Genomic DNA, 17717 nt, shown 5'->3' on the forward strand with positions numbered 1-17717 from the left:
TCCAGGGCAATGTTCGAACCACAGCGCCCCAGGCCGATCAGGCATACCGAGGGGAACTGCTGGTCCAGACGCAATTGGCTTTCGTCTTCCGCGTGCAGGCCCTGCGGGAATACCAGGTCACGCAGGCCGTCGAGGTTGTCGAGGATGCGCTGGATATCGCTCTCGGTGAAGTACAGGTATTGCGCGGGGACGTTGCGGGTGGCCTGGCCGCCACCGAGGGTCAACGAGGTGCTGCTGGTGGAGGGCTCGGGCACTGCATTGGCAGAAGTATTATTGGAGGTCATAGTGCGCCATTTGCCTGGAGTGGTGGACGGTCGGAAGATATGTCATCTGGCCATTACGTAAATCCGGCGACTGTAGCAGTGCGCCTTTTGCCTATGCGATAGGGGTTTACCCTATGGTCGTTAGGGGTTTGCGCTGGCATCTGCACTGCATCGTCCGAAGGTCGCGCTTCTTTAATCCTTGCCTGGAGTCGTTCATGAGTACTGCATTGCCTTCCCTGGGATTCGCCGGGATCGGCCTGATGGGCCTGCCGATGTGCCGTCGTCTGCTGGCCGCCGGCTACCCGCTGACCGTGTGGAACCGCAGCCCGCAGAAGTGCGCCGAGCTGGTCGCCGCTGGCGCACGCCTGGCCGAGAGCCCGGCGGCGTTGTGCCGTGACACTGACATCGTGCTGCTGTGCCTGGCCGACACGGGCGTGGTCCGCGAGGTGGTGTTCGGCGAGCAAGGCATCGCCCAGGGCGGGCGCAGTGGCCAGTTGCTGGTGGATTTCTCCAGCCTCGAGCCAACCGCCACCCGCGACATGGCCGCGGAGCTTGCGGCGCTGTGCGGCATGGCCTGGCTGGATGCGCCAGTGTCCGGCGGTACGCCAGGCGCCGAGGCGGGTACCCTGGCGATCATGGTGGGCGGTGACGCTGCGGACCTGGCGCGCGTGCGCCCGGTGTTGCTGACCCTCGGCCAGCGCGTGACGCACATGGGGGCGGTTGGTGCCGGCCAGGTGACCAAGGCCTGCAACCAGATGATCGTTGCCTGCAATGCCCTGGTGATTGCCGAGGTGGTGGCCCTGGCCGAACGTTCAGGGGTGGATGCCAGCCTGATCGCCGAAGCGCTTTGCGGCGGATTCGCCGACTCCCGGCCGCTGCAGATCCTCGCGCCACAGATGGCGCAAAGTCGCTACACCCCGGTCAAATGGCATGTGCGCACCTTGCTCAAGGACCTCGACACTGCAGTGAAGTTTTCCCGCGAGCAAGGTTCGGCAACACCCATCAGTGGCCTCGCCGCGCAACTGATGCGCCTGCACGGCAGCCAGGGGCATCTGCAAAACGATCCGGCGACCCTGGTAGAGCTGTTCCGCGCTCGGGACTGAAGTCGCTGTCCAGATTGTCGAGCCGCTCCAGCACCGGCGGCAGGTCGGTCAACGGTACCGGACGGCTGAGCAGGTAGCCTTGAAGGAAGTCGCAGCCCTGGGCGGCGAGAAATGCGTGTTGCTCGTCGGTTTCCACCCCCTCGGTGACGACCTGCAGGTGCAGGGTGTGGGCCATGATGATGATGGCCTGGACGATCTCTCGGTCTTGCTGGCTGCCTGGCACATCCTGGATGAACGAGCGGTCGATCTTCAGCACGTCCAGGGGAAGGCGCTTGAGGTAGGCCAGCGATGAATAGCCGGTGCCGAAGTCGTCGATCGACAGGGCCACGCCCTGGGCGCGGATGCGTTTGAGCAGGTTGATGGTGCGATGGATATCGCCCATCAGGGCGTTTTCGGTGACTTCCAGTTCCAGTTGGCGAGCAGCCACACCGGCCTGGAACAAGGCCATCTCCACTTCGCTGGCCAGTTCCTCGCGCCCCAGTGTCACGGCGGAGCAATTGACCGTGACCTTGAGGTGTCCGTAGCCCAGGCGGTTGAGTTCTGCCACGTCTTCGCAGGCGCGGCGCAGTACCCAGAGGTCGAGTTCGGCGATCAGGCCATTGGCTTCGGCAATACCGATGAAGCGGTCGGGGCCGAGCAGGCCATGCTGCGGGTGCTGCCAGCGTACCAGGGCTTCCAGCTTGGCGACCCGTGCGCTGTGCAGGTCGAAGATCGGCTGGTAATGCACGCACAATCCGCGCTCTTCGAGCAGTGCCACGCGCAGTTCCTCTTCCAGTTGCAACTCGAGCGTGGCGCGGGTCTTCAGGCTGCTGTTGAAGAAGTTCAGGTTGTTGCGTCCGCCCCCCTTGGACTGGTAAAGCGCCAGGTCGGCATTCTTCAGCAGCTCCTCGGCGCTGCGTCCATCGTCGGGGAAGATACTGATGCCGATACTGGTGGTCATGACCATGCGTCGCCCGCCGAGGTCGATGGGCTCCTTCATGCGTTGCATGATGCGTTGTGCCAGGTGGCGGGCCTCGTCGCGGTTGTGCAGGCTGGTGACGATGCAGAACTCATCGCCGCCAAAACGCGCCACCACGTCCTGGGAGCGGGTCGCCGCCTTGATGTGTCCGGCGATCACCTTGAGCAGTTCGTCGCCAGCGGCGTGCCCGAGGCTGTCGTTGATGCGCTTGAAGTGGTCGATGTCGAGGAACATCACGGCCAGCATGCCTTCGCTTGCGGTCTGCTCGGCCAGGCGTTCGGCAAAGACCTGGTTGAAGCCGCGGCGATTGATCAGGTTGGTCAAGGCATCGTAGTGGGCGGCCTGTTGCAGCGAGGCACGGGCCTGGTCGAGCTGGCTGAGCAGCACATTGACCCGCCGCAGGTCATGTTCCTTGCTTTGCAGCTTCTTGTCGGCCAGTGCAGCGCTGATGCTGCTGCCACTGATCAGCAGGGTGATGAACGCGATGGTCAGCCCCAACTGCAGGCTGTTGTTGGCCGAGGGCAGTTGCAGGGGCAGGTTGTCTGGAATGACCAGCGACAGTGCCGCCATGCCCGTGAAGTGGGTGAGGACGATGCCTGCCGCCATCATCAGGCTGGCGCCGTACTTCATCACCAGATGCAGGGTGCCGCTGCCACTGCGAAAGTGTCGGGCCATCAGCAGCGCCACCAGGCTGGTGACTACGGCGATGCCCAGCGAGGCGACCAGCAGTGGGGTCTGGTAGTACTGCAGGGCGCTGGTCTGCAGGGCGGCCATGCCGACGTAATGCATCACGGTGATGCCGAGGCCGATCGCCAGCGCAGCCTGCAGGTAATGACGCCACTGCATCACAGTGCGATCGAGGCTGTTCATTGCCAGCCACGCGGCGAGCAGGGCGATGATCAGCGAGAGGGCGGTCAGCGGCATGTCGTAATGCACTTCAAGCGGCGCCTGGAACGCCAGCAGGCTGATGAAGTGCATGGCCCAGATACCGCTGGCCAGGCAGCAGGCACCCAGAATCCGCCATTGGCGGCGGGCGTTGAGCCCCTCGCTGTGACTTTGCCGCTCGGCCATGTCCAGGGTGGCGAAGCATGCAGCGCAGGCCACCAGGTAGGCGAGCATGACCAGGAAAGGGTTATGACGGCAGTCGAGGATGATTTGTCCGCTCGCCGGAAGCTCGGCGAACAATTGAAGTCCCAGCCACTCCATTGCCTGTCTCTTCGTCGAGTTTGCACTCGTCCCCAAACAGCGTGGTGGAGACCGTTGAAACCGGAGTATAGGAAAGGGGAGCTAGGCCTTCCTGATTAATGGCAGTTTGATCTCTACCATTTGGACATGAGGTCAATAGCGGAAGGTTATAAAAACAGATGAGGCGGCGCGTGCTTCGCGGGCAAGCCCGCTCCTGCATATACAACGCTGCGGGAGCGGGCTCGCCGTTTTGTCAGCCGGCCACCAGCACGCGAATCGCTTCCAGGCGCAGCGCGGCCTTTTCGAGCATCGCCAGGCCCTGTTCGCGCTGCTTGCGCAGGGCATCGATCTCGCTGTCACGCACGCTCGGGTTGACTGCCTTGAGCGCCGTCAGGCGAGCCAGCTCCTCGTCGGCTTCAGCGGCCAGGCGACGCTGCGCCTCGGCGACACGCTCGTCATGCACCGGCAGTACCTTCGCCTCGCCAGCGGCGATGCGCTTGGCCAAGACATCGCGCTGGGCCTGGATGAACTTGTTGGCGCTGGCCTTGGGTACGCTTTCGAGCTGGTCGTTGAGGGTTTCGAAGGCAACCCGCGGCGCCAGGTCGTTGCCATTGGTATCGAGCAGGCAGCGCAAGGCGGCCGAGGGCAGGTAGCGACCCAGTTGCAGGCTACGTGGTGCCACCACCTCGCTGACATAGAGCAGTTCGAGCAGCACGGTGCCAGGCTTGAGCGCCTTGTTCTTGATCAGCGCCACGGCGGTGTTGCCCATCGAGCCGGACAGCACCAGGTCCATGCCGCCCTGCACCATCGGGTGTTCCCAGGTCAGGAACTGCATGTCCTCGCGCGACAGGGCCTGGCCACGGTCGTAGGTGATGGTCACGCCTTCGTCGTCGCCCAGCGGGAAGCTCGCGTCGAGCATCTTCTCGCTGGGTTTGAGCACCAGCGCATTTTCCGAATGGTCTTCGCTGTCGATGCCGAAGGCGTCGAACAGGGTTTCCATATAGATAGGCAGGGCGAACTGGTCATCTTGCTCGAGAATCGCCTCGACCAGTGCCTCGCCTTCGCCAGCGCCGCCGGAATTGAGCTCCAGCAGGCGGTCGCGGCCGCTGTGCAGTTCGGCCTCCAGGCGCTCGCGCTCGCCGCGGGCTTCAGCGACCAAGGCGCTCCAGGCGGCATTGTCGCCGCCGACCAGTTGCGCCAGCAGGCGCGTGCCGAACTGGTGCTGCAGGGCGCTGCCGGTCGGGCAGGTGTTGAGGAAGGCATTCAGGCCTTCGTGGTACCACTGGAACAGGCGCTCTTGCGGGCTGTCCTGCAGGTACGGGATGTGCAGCTGGATGGTGTGTTTCTGACCGATTCGGTCGAGACGACCGATGCGTTGCTCGAGCAGGTCCGGGTGCGCCGGCAGGTCGAACATCACCAGGTGGTGGGCGAACTGGAAGTTGCGGCCTTCACTGCCAATTTCCGAGCAGATCAGCACCTGCGCGCCAAATTCTTCGTCGGCAAAGTACGCGGCGGCGCGGTCACGCTCAAGGATGCTCATGCCTTCATGGAATACCGTCGCGGGGATGCCGGAGCGCACACGCAGGGCGTCTTCCAGGTCCATGGCGGTTTCGGCGTGGGCGCAGATCACCAGCACCTTGGTGCGCTTGAGCATCTTCAGGGTGTCGATCAGCCAATCGACCCGTGGGTCGAAGCGCCACCAGCGTTCTTCGTCGCTGGTTTCGCCCTGGGCCTGGAAGGCCACTTCCGGGTACAGCTCGGCACGCTCACCGGCGGGCAGCGCGCTGTACGGTTCGGGGTTGGCGAGCGGGTAGGGGTGCAGTTGACGCTCGGGGAAGCCCTGGATCGCGGCGCGGGTGTTGCGGAACAGCACGCGGCCGGTGCCATGGCGGTCGAGCAATTCGCGAATCAGGCGTGCGCTGGCCTGGCTGTCACCATCGCTGACTGCGGCCAGCAGGGCTTCGCCCTCGGCGCCGAGGAAATTGTGAATGGTGGCGTGGGCCTTGGGCGACAGGCGGCCTTCGTCGAGCAACTCCTGGACGGCTTCGGCTACTGGGCGATAGTGCTCGCTCTCGGCGCGGAAGGCGGCCAGGTCGTGGAAACGGTTGGGGTCCAGCAGGCGCAGGCGGGCGAAATGACTGTCCTGGCCAAGCTGTTCGGGGGTTGCAGTGAGCAGCAGCACGCCAGCAATGACCTGGGCCAACTGCTCGACCAGCGCGTATTCGGCACTGGCCTGCTCCTCGTGCCATACCAGGTGGTGGGCTTCGTCGACCACCATCAGGTCCCAGCCGGCGGCGAACAGGGCGTCCTGGGCCTTTTCATCGTCGACCAGCCACTCCAGCGCCACCAGCGCCAGTTGGGCATCTTCGAACGGGTTGCTGGCATCGCTCTCGATGAAACGCTCGGCGTCGAACAGTGCCACCTGCAGGTTGAAGCGCCGGCGCATTTCGACCAGCCACTGGTGCTGAAGGTTTTCCGGAACCAGGATCAGCACGCGGCTGGCACGGCCCGTCAGCAATTGGCGGTGGATGACCAGGCCCGCCTCGATGGTCTTGCCCAAGCCTACTTCGTCGGCCAGCAATACCCGCGGGGCGATACGGTCGGCGACTTCACGGGCAATGTGCAACTGGTGGGCGATCGGCTGGGCGCGGCAGCCGCCCAGGCCCCAGAGCGAGGAGAGCATCTGCTTGCTGCTGTGCTGCAGGGTGTTGTAGCGCAGCGAGAACCACGACAGCGGGTCGATCTGTCCGGCGAACAGACGGTCGCTGGCCAGGCGGAACTGGATGAAGTTCGACAGTTGCGTCTCAGGCAGGGTACGCGCCTGGTTCTGCCCGTCCAGGCCATGGTAGACCAGCAGGCCATCGACATCCTCGACCTCGCGCACGGTCAGCTTCCAGCCATCGAAGTGAGTGATCTGGTCACCCGGCGAGAAGCGCACGCGGGTCAGCGGCGCGTTGCGTAGCGAGTACTGGCGGGTATCGCCAGTGGCCGGATAGAGCACGGTCAGCAGGCGGCCATCCTGCGCCAGGATGGTTCCCAGGCCGAGCTCGGCTTCGCTGTCGCTGATCCAGCGTTGCCCCGGTTGATACTGCTGCGCCATACTGCCTGAACTCCCGCGATGAAAAAGCGCACTATCTTAACGGATAGGCCCGGCGGACCAAAGCGTTCAGCCACTTCATCGACGAATACCCTTCAGTCAACGAGGGCCTCGCGCCAACATGCCTGTCACGCACCGCTGGTTGAACTTCTCCCTGGCCGTGGGCAGCCTGGCGCTGCTCGCAGCCTGTGACCAGAAGAAGTTCGAGATCCTCGCGCCGATTCCGGTCGAGCAACTGGAAGTACTGGGCGTTCAGACGCCGCTCAAGAGCGTGCATTTCCACGACCGCGAAGGCGAAGGCCTGCTGGTGCTCAGCCGTGTGGACGGCCAGGCGACCGATGCCGACAGCGAACAGGAAGTCGACAAGGTCGTGCTCAAGGCCACGCTCTATGGGCGTGCGAGCGAAAGCGAGGCGTTCAAGCCACGCTGGCAGATCGATCAGGAGACAACGTGCCCGGGGCTGGACCTGGATGTCGACTTCTATACCGATGTCAGCGACGTCACCGACCTGAACAAGGATGGTGTCGCCGAAGTCACCGTGGCCAGCCACGCCTTCTGTGGCGGCGGCATCGACCCGCATGACATCAGCATCGAACTGCGCGAAGGCGAGGCGATCTACAGCATCAGTGGTCAGTCGCAGATCAGCCCGGCGGGCGAGGAGCCCATCGGCGGCGAGCGCGAGGACAGTGCGTCATTGAAGAACGCGCCGCAGGTGTTGCGCGAACACATGGACGCGGTCTGGCAGCAGGTCTACAAGCGGCCCTGGAGCGAAGCCAGCCAGCCCGCTGACGACGATCCCGACGACGAAGGCGAATGATCGCGGTCTATACTTTGCAAGCGGTATTGTGACCGGCCGCACAAACCCTTGCCCATGTGCTCAAGGCGCACCGCGGCTGGCCGACACAGTGGCTACAGGAGAACCGACTCATGCTGCCGCCGATTATTCCGCTCAGTGCCGTGCCCGTGACCTCGCAACAAGACCCCGTCAAGCAGAGCCCCAATATTCCTCCGGTGGTTCCGGCCCAGCCTGCCTCCAGCGATGGCACCATCGACCTCAAGCAGCAGCGCGATCCGCAGGATGAAGCCTATCGGCTGCGTGAGGAACAACGCCGCCAGCAGCAGCGCCGTCAGCAACGCCGCCAGGACGAGCAGGAAGAACTCTACAGCGCCATGCCCGGCGATGAACTCAATGCCGACAATACCGTGCCGGTGGCGCCGCTCGGTGAGCGCCCGCGTCAGGGGTTGCTGGTGGATATCGAAGTCTGAGACGGGGCTGTTCAGCGTCGCCATCAGGCTTCATCATGGGCGCATCCGCTGTCAGTCGAGCCCGCCCATGAGCCAAGACAACCTGATCGACTTCGGCGCCGAGCGCGCCAAACGCATCCACGACATCAAGGACAAGCGCCTGGATGAAATGCGCCAGGCCTTCGAACAGGCCATGCCGTTGAGCAAAAGCAAGAAGAAGAAAGGCAAAAGCAAGCCCAAGAAGCGCTGAAAACTGATGCAGGTCAAACCTGCGCCCCCTCTTGTGCCCGGTCCCGGGCCCTATTGACCCTGGTCAATTTCTCCTCCCCGCACATTCGTTACCTTGCACACATCGGACAACGGCAACGAATCGGGAGGCCGACATGTTCTTCGACAACGTGGTGATCGCCGGTGTGGTGACAGTCGGGTTGATGTTGACGTTCTTTGCCGGTCTGGGACTTTTCATCTGGAAGGATGCGAACAAGCGCAAATCGCGCTGATCCTTCCGGGTATACGAGCACGCAAGGCATTTAGGGCGACTTCGGTCGCCTATTTTTTTGCCGTTTTAAAAGATGATTAGCTAGCTAATTAGTTGATTGCATTTTATTCTTCCTTTCGTTGTCTATCGTTCTATTAATATCCCCCCGCAAGGTCCGCTTCGTGCCCATCACCCTCCAGGCCCTGTTCGCACCCACCAGCCCCGCTCTGAAGTTCGCCATCAAGACCCTGCTGGGCGGTGGACTGGCGCTGTGGCTGGCGCTGCGCTGGGGGTTGGAACAACCCGCCTGGGCCTTGATGACGGCGTTCATCGTGGCCCAGCCGCTGTCGGGCATGGTGGTGCAGAAGGGGCTGGCGCGACTGGCCGGCACCCTGGTCGGTACGTTCATGTCGGTGGTGTTCATCGGCCTGTTCGCCCAGACCCCGTGGTTGTTCCTGCTGACCCTTGCCTTGTGGCTGGCGCTCTGTACCGCTGCTTCAACCCAGTTGCGCAGTGCCTGGGCGTACGCCTTTGTGCTGGCTGGCTATACCGCAGCGATCATCGCATTGCCAGCGATCGACCACCCTTTACAGGTGTTCGACCAGGCGGTGGCGCGCTGCACCGAAATCTGCCTGGGCATCGTCTGCGCCACAGCCACCAGCGCGCTGATCTGGCCGATGCGCGTCGAGCAGCAACTCGGCGGCCAGGCGCGGCAGGCCTGGCAGAACGGCATGCAGACCGCCAGCGCCATGCTCGGCGGTGAAGACGAGGCGCGCCAGGGGCTGCTGGACATCCTTGGGCGTATCGTCGCCATCGACGTTCAGCGTGAACATGCCTGGTTCGAAGGCAGTCGTGGCCGCCAGCGGGCCCGCGCAATCCGTGGCCTGAGCCAGAAGCTGATGGTGCTGCTGCGCATTTCGCGTTCGGTGCGTCGTCAGTGGCGTCAGCTCGACGAACAGCAAGCGGCGCACCTGGCGCCCTGGCTGGAGGAGGTCCGGACCCAGTTGGCCAATCCCGATCAGCCCAGCCTTCTGTTATTGCGCCAACGTATCTGGGACGCAGCCCACGACGAACAGATCAGCCCCGCCGAGCATTTCTGCCTGGCGCGCCTGGCCCTGCTGCTGGACTTCGCCATGGCCGCCACCCAGGCGCTGCTCGATGTGGAGGAAGGGCGAACGCCCAAGGACGTATCGCTGGGCCTGGCGGCGCATCGCGACCTGCCGCTGGCGCTGCTGTTCGGTTCGCGCAGTGCGTTGGCGTTTCTGGTCATGAGCAGTTTCTGGCTGGCCACGGCCTGGCCCTCGGCCCCCGGAGGCCTGGTGCTGACCTGCGTGGTCTGCAGCCTGTTCGCCAGCCGCGAGAACGGCGCGCAGATCGGCTTGAGCTTTCTGCGTGGCATCTTGCTGGCGATTCCGGTGGCGTTTTTCGTTGGGCAGATCCTGTTGCCACAATGGAGCAGTTTCGCCTTGCTGTGTCTTGGCATGGGCGTACCGCTGTTCTTCGGTGCGCTGGGCATGGCCCATCCGCGCACGGGGCCGACGGCGACTTCGTACTGCCTGCATTTCATCGTGCTGGTGGCGCCTCTGAACGCCATGCACTTCGACGTGGCCAGCATGCTCAACAGCGCCCAGGCCATGCTCATCGGTGTGGGGGCGGCGGTACTGGCGTTTCGGTTGGTCGTGCTGCGTCATCCGAAGTGGCTGGGTCGGCGCCTGAGGGCCGCCACCCAGAGCGACCTGGTTCGCCTGACCCATCGCGACCTGCGGGGCGCCGACAGTTGGTTTGGTGGACGCATGGCCGATCGCCTGATGCAGTTGGCCCGTCATGCCAGCGAGTTGCCCGAGGCCGAGCGCAAGCGTTGGGACGATGGCCTGCATGGCTTGGACATCGGTGACGAACTGGTGCACCTGCGCATGTGCCTGGCGGTGGCCCAGGTACCGTTGGCCGGTGCCGAGCGCCAGTACCTGCAGCAACTGGAGGCGGTTCTGGCCAGTGGCCCTGCGCCTGGGCGCGGCCAGCGTCTGGATGCCGCCAGCGAGCAGTTCATCGAGGCCCTGCGCCGCCAGCCGTCGAGCGACCCGCTGCGCCTGGCTATCGGCGCGGTCCTGCAATTGCAGAAGAGCTGGGGCAAGTGGTGCCGTTGGCAGGAGGAAGTCCATGGGGTTGCGTGAGTGGGCGCTGGGCGGCGTATTGCTCAGCCCGTTTCTGATCTACGTGTTGATGGCGTTGGTGCTTACTGGGCTGTTGCGCTGGGTGGTGCAGGCGACGCCACTCGGTCGCTGGATCTGGCATGAAGCGCTGTTCGATGCGGCGTTGTTCGTCTGTGTGCTGTCGTTGGTGGTACATCTGTTGGGACCTTTGTAAGGAGTCAGTCCATGCGTACAGCTGTACGTACCCTGGTCACCCTGTGCGTGGTGGCCATTGCCGTGTTTGCCGGATATCACCTCTGGCAGTACTACATGCTTACCCCCTGGACGCGCGATGCGCGGGTGCGGGCCGATGTGGTGGTGATCGCCCCGGACGTGTCCGGCTGGGTGCGCGAACTGCGGGTACACGACAACCAGCCGGTGAAGGCCGGCGATGTCTTGATGATCATCGATCACGAGCGCTTCCAGGCGGCTTTCGACCAGGCCAGTGCCGTGGCTGAAACCCGCACCCAGCAGTTGCGCCTGCGTGAGCGCGAAGCGGCTCGGCGCACGGCCCTTGGGCCGGAGGCGATCAGCGCCGAGCTGCGCGAGAACGCCCAGATCAACGCTGCCATCGCCCGTGGTGAACTGCACGAGGCGCAAGCGCAACTGCAGGTGGCCAAGATCAACCTGGCCCGTAGCGAAGTGCGCGCACCGCGCGACGGTCACATCACCAACCTGCGACTGGCCCAAGGCAACTACGTCAATACCGGGCAATCGATGATGGCGCTGGTGGACGACTCGACCTTCTATATCCAGGCCTATTTCGAGGAAACCAAGCTGCCGCGCATTCGTGTCGGGGATCCGGTGAAGGTCTGGCTGATGGGGGCGGGGGAGGCCATGCATGGGCATGTGGAGAGCATCAGCCGGGGCATCACTGACCGCAACTCGACCCCGGACGGACAGTTGTTGCCGGAGGTGGAGCCGACCTTCAACTGGGTCAGGTTGGCGCAGCGGATACCGGTGAGGATCAGGCTGGACGAGATCCCCGCAGGGGTGAATCTCAGCGCAGGGATGACCGCAAGCGTGCAGGTTCGGGAGGATGAAGTACAGCGCTGAGCAAGCGCCCCCACAGGCACCTAGCGTGCCCGTGGGAGCGCTTGCCATCAGGGTTGCTGGGCAGTGGCTGCCAGGACGATCTCGCGGATGCACACATGTTGCGGCTGCTGGTACGCCCAGACGATCGCCCCGGCCACATCCTCGGCCTTGAGCACTACGCCGCCCATGTCATTGGCTTTCCACGACTCGTAGTCGCGCTTGATGCCCTCGTCGCTGGTGTGGCCGAGCAGCTCGGTCTCGACCGCGCCCGGCGCGATGGTGACGACACGCACGTTGTGTGGCGCCAGCTCTTCGCGCAGGTTTTCCGACAGGCCATGCACGGCGAATTTGGTGCCGACGTAGGCGACATGATTGGGGAAGGTCTTGCGCCCGGCGACGGAGCTGACGTTGATCAGGGTGCCGGCGCGGCGTGCGACCATGCCGCTGGCCAGTGCATGCACACCGTTGAGCAGGCCTTTGACGTTGATGTCGATCATCCGGTCCCACTGCTCTGGATCCTGCTCGTGCACCTGGCCCAGAAGCATCACGCCGGCATTGTTCACCAGCGCATCGGCCGGGCCGTACACGGCTTCGGCTTCGTTCACCGCCGCCACCAGTGCGGCACGGTCGCGAATGTCCACGGCGCGACACAGGCAGTTGGGCAGGGCCAATGCTTCGAGACGTTCCAGGCGACGAGCGATCAGCAGCAGCGGGTGACCTGCGGCCGAGAATTGCTGGGCCGTGGCGGCCCCGATACCGGAGCTGGCGCCGGTGATAATGATCAGAGGTTTGTACATGAGCGCCTCCAAGGCATAATCGTTTTCGATGGCCAGGATTGTAAGCATCGATCCAGGCCATGAAAAACGGCTTATTCCTCTGGCTGGCATCGGTTTTATCTATGGATATTCGTCATCTCAAGGCGTTCATCGTCGTGTTCGAAGAGCGCAACATCACTTTGGCCGCGCAGCGCTTGTGCGTGGCTCAGCCGACATTGTCAGTGACCATCCGGCAACTCGAGGAGGACCTCGGCGTCAGCCTGTTCCTGCGCCAGGCCCGCGGTGTGGACGTCAGCGAGCAGGCGCGGGCGCTGTATCCGCAGGCGTGCCGCATGGTTGCCGAAGCCGAGGCGCTGCGCCTGCGCTTTCGCCAGGAGCAGGAGCGTGTCCCGCTCGCGTTGGGTATCGAGGCCGATATCGCCCCGGCCCAGGTCGAAGCATGCGTGCGTCTTGCGGCTCAGGCTGTGCCTGGGCTGCAATTGACGTTGCTGGACGGTTGCGAGGGCGATGCGCGGTTGGCCGATGAAGCCGAGCGCTGTGAGGATGAGCTCTTCCTGGCGCTGTGGGAAGAGTCGTTTGTCCTGGTCATGGCCACCGGCAGCCAGGCCGACGGTCGCTGGGTCACCTGCCCGCAGCATCCTTCGCACCAGCGCCTGATGGGGCTGTATGGCGAGGGTGAGCAGGTGGCACAGGCCGGATCATTGCAACTGGCGTTGGCGCTGGTCGCCGCCGGACTGGGCGCGGCCTGGTTGCCGCAGTCGCTGGCCGAGCGCCACCCAGGGGTCTACTGGCAACCAGGGCCCGGCCCGGCGCTGAGGCGTCGGGTCGGGTTGTGCTACGCCGCCCAGGCGCTGGACATTCCTGCCCTGGCGAGCTTGCAGCAGGCGCTGAGCGGCAGCAGCCTGGGTTAGAGGAACATGCCGCCGGAGACTTCCAGACGCTGCCCGGTAATCCAGCCATTACCCTCCTCAAGCAGCAGGGCGATGGCTGCGCCGATATCGTCGGGCAGGCCGGCGCGGCCCAGGGCAGTATTGCTGGCCGCGAAGGCGTTGGCCGATCAGCTCGATCCGGCGTTATCCGGCGCTCGCTGAAAAACCTTGGCGAAGGCGGCGCAGGTTGCGTTAGGCTGCGCAACAAACGATCTGCGCGTTGCCCGACAGAGGCAACCGTTCCCGCCTGGCGTGCGTTCCTTCCGATTTCTTTGCGAGGTAACGTCATGGCCATTACATCCCAGGATATCTGCACAGCTGCCGAGCAGCTCAACGGCTTCGTCGGTTTTCACGGCAAGCGTGGCACGCATATCGTGCGCTTTTCCGAGGACGCATTCGGTATGGATGTCGCGGATGCGAGCATCACGCCCTGCAGCGAGTTCGTCTGGCGTCCCGAGTCGGGGCGGCGCATGGCGCTCTGCCGTGAGCGTCTGGCACTGTTGCTGCGACAGCATGTGGACGATCGCCTGAACATTGGCGAGCCGCTGCGGGTCTATTTGCGCCGCACCGACCTGCCGGAGATCGTCGCCGAGCGTAGCCTGCGCTGAGCGAGCAGGTTCAGTCGGGGTAGGCCAGCTTGAGAGGACCAGCCTCGTTGCGGGCGACGTTGACCTGGTTGCGGCCTTGATGCTTGGCGGTGTAGAGGGCCTTGTCGGCGTCTTCAAGCCACTGCTCGGGCGTTTTCAGTCCGGGGTGATAAGCCGAGAGGCCTATGCTGAGGCTGATGCGCAATTCCGGCAGTTGCGGGTTGCGATAGGCGCTGACCTGCTCACGCAGGCGCTCCATCGCAACGCCGGCCTGGTCTTGATCGGTGGCAGGCAGGATCAGACAGAACTCGTCACCGCCGTAGCGCCCGGCCAGGTCATCGTCGCGCAGGACGCGCTTGAGCTCGTGGCTCAGCTGGCGCAGCACGCAATCGCCGACCACGTGGCCGAAGGTGTCATTGATGGTCTTGAAATGGTCGATGTCGATCAGGGCGATCACGGCCGGGGCCTGCTGCTGGTGGCAGATCTGGAACCTCAGCAGCAGCAAGTCTTTCCATGAGCCATGGTTGAGCAGCCCGGTGAGGCTGTCGGTGCGGCTCAGGGCGCTCAGTCGACGCTTGTGGTCGGCCAGTTTGATCGCCAATTGATAGCAGACCCAACCGAGCGCCAGCGGGTAGAGCGTCAACATTGGCAGGCAGGCATAGACCTGCAATGCCGTGGCTTGCAATTGCAGCCCGGGGCCGAACAGCGCCATGGCCAGCAGCATGCCTGTCAGCTGCGCGAGCAACCCGCGCAGTACCATGCGCTTGCCGCCTGCAGCGACGTTGTTCATGGTCATCATCGACAGGATGGTCACGGTCGGCAACGGATTGAAATGAATGGCCGCGGCCCAGAAACCGCCGCTCAGCGAATCGAGCAACAGGTTGCGCTGTTCGGCGCGGTAGGGGGCAGGGGAGCGGATCGCCCATTGATAAGCCAGGTGCGGCCAGGCCAGGCCGTTGAATAGCATCAGCAGCCACACCCAGGTGGGTGGTTGCAGCGGGGCAAGTGCCGCCATGACGCTGAACAGGCCGATGCCCATGCCGATGGTCCGCGGCAGATAGATGCGCCTGACGAAGGAGAGCCCCTTGCCGCTTCTGTTGTCGATCATGTCTATCGTTCTTTTTCTGCAGAAGCCGTTTATCGCATAAGTTGCATGAATATTGTTGAACAATGATTCATGGCGGAAAAATGACCTTACAAGCCAATTCACGGTTGATCCGATCATTGTGAGGTAGCATGAAGCCTTTGTTTCTCCTCGGAGTGCTCCTGCTCATGGCCCCCATGGCTTCCCCCGCCGGCGAGCCGGCACCTTACAGGGATGGGCGTTTTCACAACCAGGCCGAGCTGCCCAAGGATGGCGTGCTCAAGAAGTTGCGCATCGGCCTCAAGTATCTGCTGCTGCGCAAACCTCCCGAGACACGTCCTGCCACTCCCCCGAGCCTGCAGCCGATGACCCGCCAGCAGGTACTCGATGCCCCGGACCACAGCCTCTGGCGTCTGGGCCATTCCACGGTACTGCTGAAACTGCGTGGGCACTTCTTCATTACAGACCCGGTATTTGCCGAACGCGCCTCGCCCGTGCAATGGGCCGGCCCGCTGCGCTTCCACGCTTCGCCGCTGGCAATCGACCAGCTTCCGCCGCTGGCAGCGGTGATTCTGTCCCACGACCATTTCGATCATCTCGATGAGTCGGCCATACGCCAGCTGGCGCCAAGCACCGGCCAGTTTCTTGCACCGCTGGGCGTGGGCGATCGTTTGGTCGAGTGGGGTGTGCGGAGCGACAAGGTGCGTCAACTGGACTGGTGGCAGGAAACCGAAGTCGCAGGCGTGCGTTTCGTCGCCACACCGGCGCAGCACTTTTCTGGGCGCGGCCTGTTCGACAGTAACAGCACCTTGTGGGCGTCGTGGGTGGTGATCGATGAGGGGCTGCGCCTGTTCTTCAGTGGTGATACCGGATATTTCGAAGGCTTTCGCGAAATCGGCGAGCGCTTCGGACCCTTCGATCTGACATTGATGGAGACCGGTGCCTACAACCTGGCCTGGCCCAATGTGCATATGCAGCCTGAGCAGAGCCTGCAAGCGCACCTGGATCTGCGCGGACGCTGGATGCTGCCGATCCACAACGGAACGTTCGATCTCTCCCTGCACAGCTGGCAGGAGCCTTTTGAGCGCATCTTCGCGCTCGCGGCGCAGGCCGAGGTACCGTTGAGCACGCCACAGATGGGCGAGCGCGTCAGTCTGGATTCGCCCCATGCAGGGCAGAACTGGTGGCAGCCCAGGCCTTCGCGTCAGCGAGGCGACAGCACCGAGCGTGCAGTGGCGGTGCGCTGAGTATCAGCTTTCACGGCCCTTCTTTATTGGCGACTCCTGTTCATCATCCAGCAGCTTCGACGGCGGCTTGCCGCTGTCGCTGCGTACCTGGGCGTGGCTGATGAGGGCGAAGATGAAGCTGCCACCGATGATGTTGCCGGCCAGGGTCGGCAGGGCGAACTCCAGCCAGAAGCTGGGCCAGGTCTGCTCTCCGGCCCAGACCAGATAAGACACTTCTACCGAGCCGACGACGATATGGGTGAAGTCGCCCAGGGCCATCAGGTAGGTGATCATCAGGATGATCCAGATCTTGGCGTTCTCCATGGATGGGATCATCCAGACCATGGTCGCGATCATCCAGCCCGAGATGATGCCCTTGGCAAACATCTGGCTCGGATCGTTGTGCATCACCTTGCGCCCGATTTCGAGGAAGGCCACATCGGTCTTGCTGTCGAAGATCGGCAGCTCGAGCATCACCCAGGCCACCAGCAAGGTGCCGGCGAGATTGCCCATCAGCACCACTGTCCACAGGCGTATCAAGCGGCCGAGGTTGGCGAGGGTAGGGGCGGTCATTACCGGCAGCACGGCAGTCAGGGTGTTTTCGGTGAACAACTGTTGGCGAGCGAGGATCACGGCAAGAAAACCGGCAGCGTAGCCGAGGCTGGCAATCACCTGGCTGCTGTCGTTGTCTGGCAGGCGTGCATAGAACAGTCCCATCGCCATCAGCGACAGGCCCATGGTCAGGCCGGCGGCCAGTGCCGACCACCACAGGGCTGCCAGGGTGCGTTCCAGTTCCTGATCGCCCTGGGCGCGGATGATCTCGTGCAGTACTGCTGCGCGGGGTGGCTGGTTATGGCTGACTTCCTGCTCTTCATCTGCCGACAGGCCTGGGGTTTTCTCGTTCTGCGCTTGGCTCATCGTGTCGCGCTCCTGGGATGTTTCTCTACAGATCGATTGCGCTCGATTTAGTTGCCGGTGAGCTCATGGAGGCGGATAAAAGTTTTTTTGGATCAAAGTGTTGACTCTGATTTCAAACCACGTATTATTCGCCTCCTCGCAGCGATGAACGCAGCGAGGCAGTCGGTAAGTCGTTGACGTTGAAGGCTTTTGAAAGAAAGCGGTTTGAAAAAACTTCAAAATAAACGCTTGACAGCAAATGAGGAAAGCGTAGAATGCGCGCCTCGGTTGAGACGAAAGGCTCTTAACCAAACGCTCTTTAACAAATCGAATCAAGCAATTCGTGTGGGTGCTTGTGAGTGCGGACTGATAGTCGCCAAGATTATCAGCATCACAAGTGGCCATGCGAGAAATCACATAGTCATTTGAGATTGCTGAGCCAAGTTTAGGGTTTCTTAAAAACCCAAGCAGTATTGAACTGAAGAGTTTGATCATGGCTCAGATTGAACGCTGGCGGCAGGCCTAACACATGCAAGTCGAGCGGATGACGGGAGCTTGCTCCTTGATTCAGCGGCGGACGGGTGAGTAATGCCTAGGAATCTGCCTGGTAGTGGGGGACAACGTTTCGAAAGGAGCGCTAATACCGCATACGTCCTACGGGAGAA

16 protein-coding genes, 1 rRNA gene and 2 pseudogenes are annotated in these 17717 nt (G+C 63.1%); 12 read left to right on the plus strand and 7 right to left on the minus strand.

From position 1 onward, the window contains the following. Window positions 1–284, minus strand: a pseudogene (locus VA602_RS11310) (hypothetical protein); the annotation flags it as partial. A 194-nt stretch (window positions 285–478) separates the two neighbouring features. Between VA602_RS11310 and VA602_RS11315 the strand changes: the two are divergent. Then, entirely contained in the window at window positions 479–1366 is an 888-nt protein-coding gene (locus VA602_RS11315; protein ID WP_063543504.1) for an NAD(P)-dependent oxidoreductase, read from the plus strand. Here VA602_RS11315 and VA602_RS11320 read toward each other — a convergent pair. Both VA602_RS11320 and rapA read right to left on the minus strand, forming a co-directional pair. Continuing rightward, the gene (locus tag VA602_RS11320) at window positions 1266–3530 is read right to left on the minus strand and encodes a putative bifunctional diguanylate cyclase/phosphodiesterase (protein ID WP_323453241.1); all 2265 of its coding nucleotides are present in this window, start codon (window positions 3528–3530) and stop codon (window positions 1266–1268) included. The two genes, VA602_RS11315 and VA602_RS11320, sit on opposite strands and share 101 nt — an antisense overlap. Window positions 3531–3762: 232 nt before the next feature. After that, window positions 3763–6609, minus strand: coding sequence for an RNA polymerase-associated protein RapA (gene rapA, locus VA602_RS11325; protein WP_323453242.1), 2847 nt, complete (start codon window positions 6607–6609; stop codon window positions 3763–3765). Window positions 6610–6727: 118 nt separating this feature from the next. Between rapA and VA602_RS11330 the strand changes: the two genes are divergently transcribed. The 7 genes from VA602_RS11330 (at window position 6728) to VA602_RS11360 (ending at window position 11574) form a co-directional block, all read left to right on the plus strand. Further along, a complete protein-coding gene (locus VA602_RS11330) occupies window positions 6728–7423 on the plus strand; it encodes a M949_RS01915 family surface polysaccharide biosynthesis protein (RefSeq protein WP_323453243.1) in 696 nt (231 codons plus the stop codon). A gap of 110 nt (window positions 7424–7533) precedes the next feature. Continuing rightward, a complete protein-coding gene (locus VA602_RS11335; RefSeq protein ID WP_054891742.1) occupies window positions 7534–7872 on the plus strand; it encodes a hypothetical protein in 339 nt (112 codons plus the stop codon). 67 nt (window positions 7873–7939) lie between these two features. Then, window positions 7940–8101, plus strand: coding sequence for a hypothetical protein (locus VA602_RS11340; protein WP_172964788.1), 162 nt, complete (start codon window positions 7940–7942; stop codon window positions 8099–8101). A gap of 133 nt (window positions 8102–8234) precedes the next feature. Continuing rightward, complete coding sequence (ccoM, locus tag VA602_RS11345) at window positions 8235–8351, plus strand: cytochrome c oxidase subunit CcoM (RefSeq protein ID WP_054891741.1); 117 nt, start codon at window positions 8235–8237, stop codon at window positions 8349–8351. A gap of 160 nt (window positions 8352–8511) precedes the next feature. Further along, entirely contained in the window at window positions 8512–10500 is a 1989-nt protein-coding gene (locus tag VA602_RS11350; RefSeq protein ID WP_063543512.1) for an FUSC family protein, read from the plus strand. Then, window positions 10487–10693, plus strand: a complete 207-nt coding sequence (locus VA602_RS11355; protein WP_054891739.1) for a DUF1656 domain-containing protein — start codon at window positions 10487–10489, stop codon at window positions 10691–10693. Before VA602_RS11350 ends, VA602_RS11355 begins: the two co-directional genes overlap by 14 nt. An 11-nt stretch (window positions 10694–10704) precedes the next feature. Continuing rightward, window positions 10705–11574, plus strand: coding sequence for an efflux RND transporter periplasmic adaptor subunit (locus VA602_RS11360; protein WP_054891738.1), 870 nt, complete (start codon window positions 10705–10707; stop codon window positions 11572–11574). 47 nt (window positions 11575–11621) lie between these two features. Here the strand turns inward: VA602_RS11360 and VA602_RS11365 are convergent, their stop codons facing one another. Continuing rightward, a complete protein-coding gene (locus VA602_RS11365; protein WP_323453244.1) occupies window positions 11622–12350 on the minus strand; it encodes an SDR family oxidoreductase in 729 nt (242 codons plus the stop codon). Between the two features lie 101 nt (window positions 12351–12451). On the opposite strand from VA602_RS11365, the gene VA602_RS11370 reads away from it, so the two are divergent. After that, the gene (locus VA602_RS11370; protein ID WP_323453245.1) at window positions 12452–13240 is read left to right on the plus strand and encodes a LysR family transcriptional regulator; all 789 of its coding nucleotides are present in this window, start codon (window positions 12452–12454) and stop codon (window positions 13238–13240) included. Here VA602_RS11370 and VA602_RS11375 read toward each other — a convergent pair. Further along, window positions 13237–13380, minus strand: a pseudogene (locus tag VA602_RS11375) (SDR family oxidoreductase); the annotation flags it as partial. The gene VA602_RS11370 and the pseudogene VA602_RS11375 sit on opposite strands and share 4 nt — an antisense overlap. Before the next feature lie 165 nt (window positions 13381–13545). Here VA602_RS11375 and VA602_RS11380 point away from each other — a divergent pair. Next, complete coding sequence (locus VA602_RS11380; protein ID WP_323453246.1) at window positions 13546–13866, plus strand: DUF2025 family protein; 321 nt, start codon at window positions 13546–13548, stop codon at window positions 13864–13866. A 10-nt stretch (window positions 13867–13876) separates the two neighbouring features. Here VA602_RS11380 and VA602_RS11385 read toward each other — a convergent pair whose 3' ends face one another. After that, on the minus strand, window positions 13877–14953 hold the full coding sequence (locus VA602_RS11385; protein WP_323453247.1) for a diguanylate cyclase: 1077 nt from the start codon (window positions 14951–14953) through the stop codon (window positions 13877–13879). Between the two features lie 128 nt (window positions 14954–15081). On the opposite strand from VA602_RS11385, the gene VA602_RS11390 reads away from it, so the two are divergent. Beyond that, the gene (locus VA602_RS11390; protein ID WP_323453248.1) at window positions 15082–16176 is read left to right on the plus strand and encodes an MBL fold metallo-hydrolase; all 1095 of its coding nucleotides are present in this window, start codon (window positions 15082–15084) and stop codon (window positions 16174–16176) included. A 3-nt stretch (window positions 16177–16179) separates the two neighbouring features. Here VA602_RS11390 and VA602_RS11395 read toward each other — a convergent pair whose 3' ends face one another. Beyond that, complete coding sequence (locus VA602_RS11395) at window positions 16180–17073, minus strand: formate/nitrite transporter family protein (RefSeq protein ID WP_153774043.1); 894 nt, start codon at window positions 17071–17073, stop codon at window positions 16180–16182. A 454-nt stretch (window positions 17074–17527) separates the two neighbouring features. Here VA602_RS11395 and VA602_RS11400 point away from each other — a divergent pair. Further along, window positions 17528–17717 (plus strand): 16S ribosomal RNA (locus tag VA602_RS11400); the annotation flags it as partial.

Origin of the sequence: Pseudomonas machongensis, assembly GCF_034961125.1 — a bacterium.
GTDB lineage: Bacteria > Pseudomonadota > Gammaproteobacteria > Pseudomonadales > Pseudomonadaceae > Aquipseudomonas > Aquipseudomonas machongensis.

Excerpts from the sequence above, each read along its gene's own strand:
- VA602_RS11315 (WP_063543504.1), top strand. The coding sequence starts at position 479 with ATGAGTACTGCATTGCCTTCCCTGGGATTCGCCGGGATCGGCCTGATG.
- VA602_RS11320 (WP_323453241.1), bottom strand. The coding sequence starts at position 3,530 with ATGGAGTGGCTGGGACTTCAATTGTTCGCCGAGCTTCCGGCGAGCGGA.
- rapA (WP_323453242.1), bottom strand. The coding sequence starts at position 6,609 with ATGGCGCAGCAGTATCAACCGGGGCAACGCTGGATCAGCGACAGCGAA.
- VA602_RS11330 (WP_323453243.1), top strand. The coding sequence starts at position 6,728 with ATGCCTGTCACGCACCGCTGGTTGAACTTCTCCCTGGCCGTGGGCAGC.
- VA602_RS11335 (WP_054891742.1), top strand. The coding sequence starts at position 7,534 with ATGCTGCCGCCGATTATTCCGCTCAGTGCCGTGCCCGTGACCTCGCAA.
- VA602_RS11340 (WP_172964788.1), top strand. The coding sequence starts at position 7,940 with ATGAGCCAAGACAACCTGATCGACTTCGGCGCCGAGCGCGCCAAACGC.
- ccoM (WP_054891741.1), top strand. The coding sequence starts at position 8,235 with ATGTTCTTCGACAACGTGGTGATCGCCGGTGTGGTGACAGTCGGGTTG.
- VA602_RS11355 (WP_054891739.1), top strand. The coding sequence starts at position 10,487 with ATGGGGTTGCGTGAGTGGGCGCTGGGCGGCGTATTGCTCAGCCCGTTT.
- VA602_RS11360 (WP_054891738.1), top strand. The coding sequence starts at position 10,705 with ATGCGTACAGCTGTACGTACCCTGGTCACCCTGTGCGTGGTGGCCATT.
- VA602_RS11365 (WP_323453244.1), bottom strand. The coding sequence starts at position 12,350 with ATGTACAAACCTCTGATCATTATCACCGGCGCCAGCTCCGGTATCGGG.
- VA602_RS11370 (WP_323453245.1), top strand. The coding sequence starts at position 12,452 with ATGGATATTCGTCATCTCAAGGCGTTCATCGTCGTGTTCGAAGAGCGC.
- VA602_RS11380 (WP_323453246.1), top strand. The coding sequence starts at position 13,546 with ATGGCCATTACATCCCAGGATATCTGCACAGCTGCCGAGCAGCTCAAC.
- VA602_RS11385 (WP_323453247.1), bottom strand. The coding sequence starts at position 14,953 with ATGATCGACAACAGAAGCGGCAAGGGGCTCTCCTTCGTCAGGCGCATC.
- VA602_RS11390 (WP_323453248.1), top strand. The coding sequence starts at position 15,082 with ATGAAGCCTTTGTTTCTCCTCGGAGTGCTCCTGCTCATGGCCCCCATG.
- VA602_RS11395 (WP_153774043.1), bottom strand. The coding sequence starts at position 17,073 with ATGAGCCAAGCGCAGAACGAGAAAACCCCAGGCCTGTCGGCAGATGAA.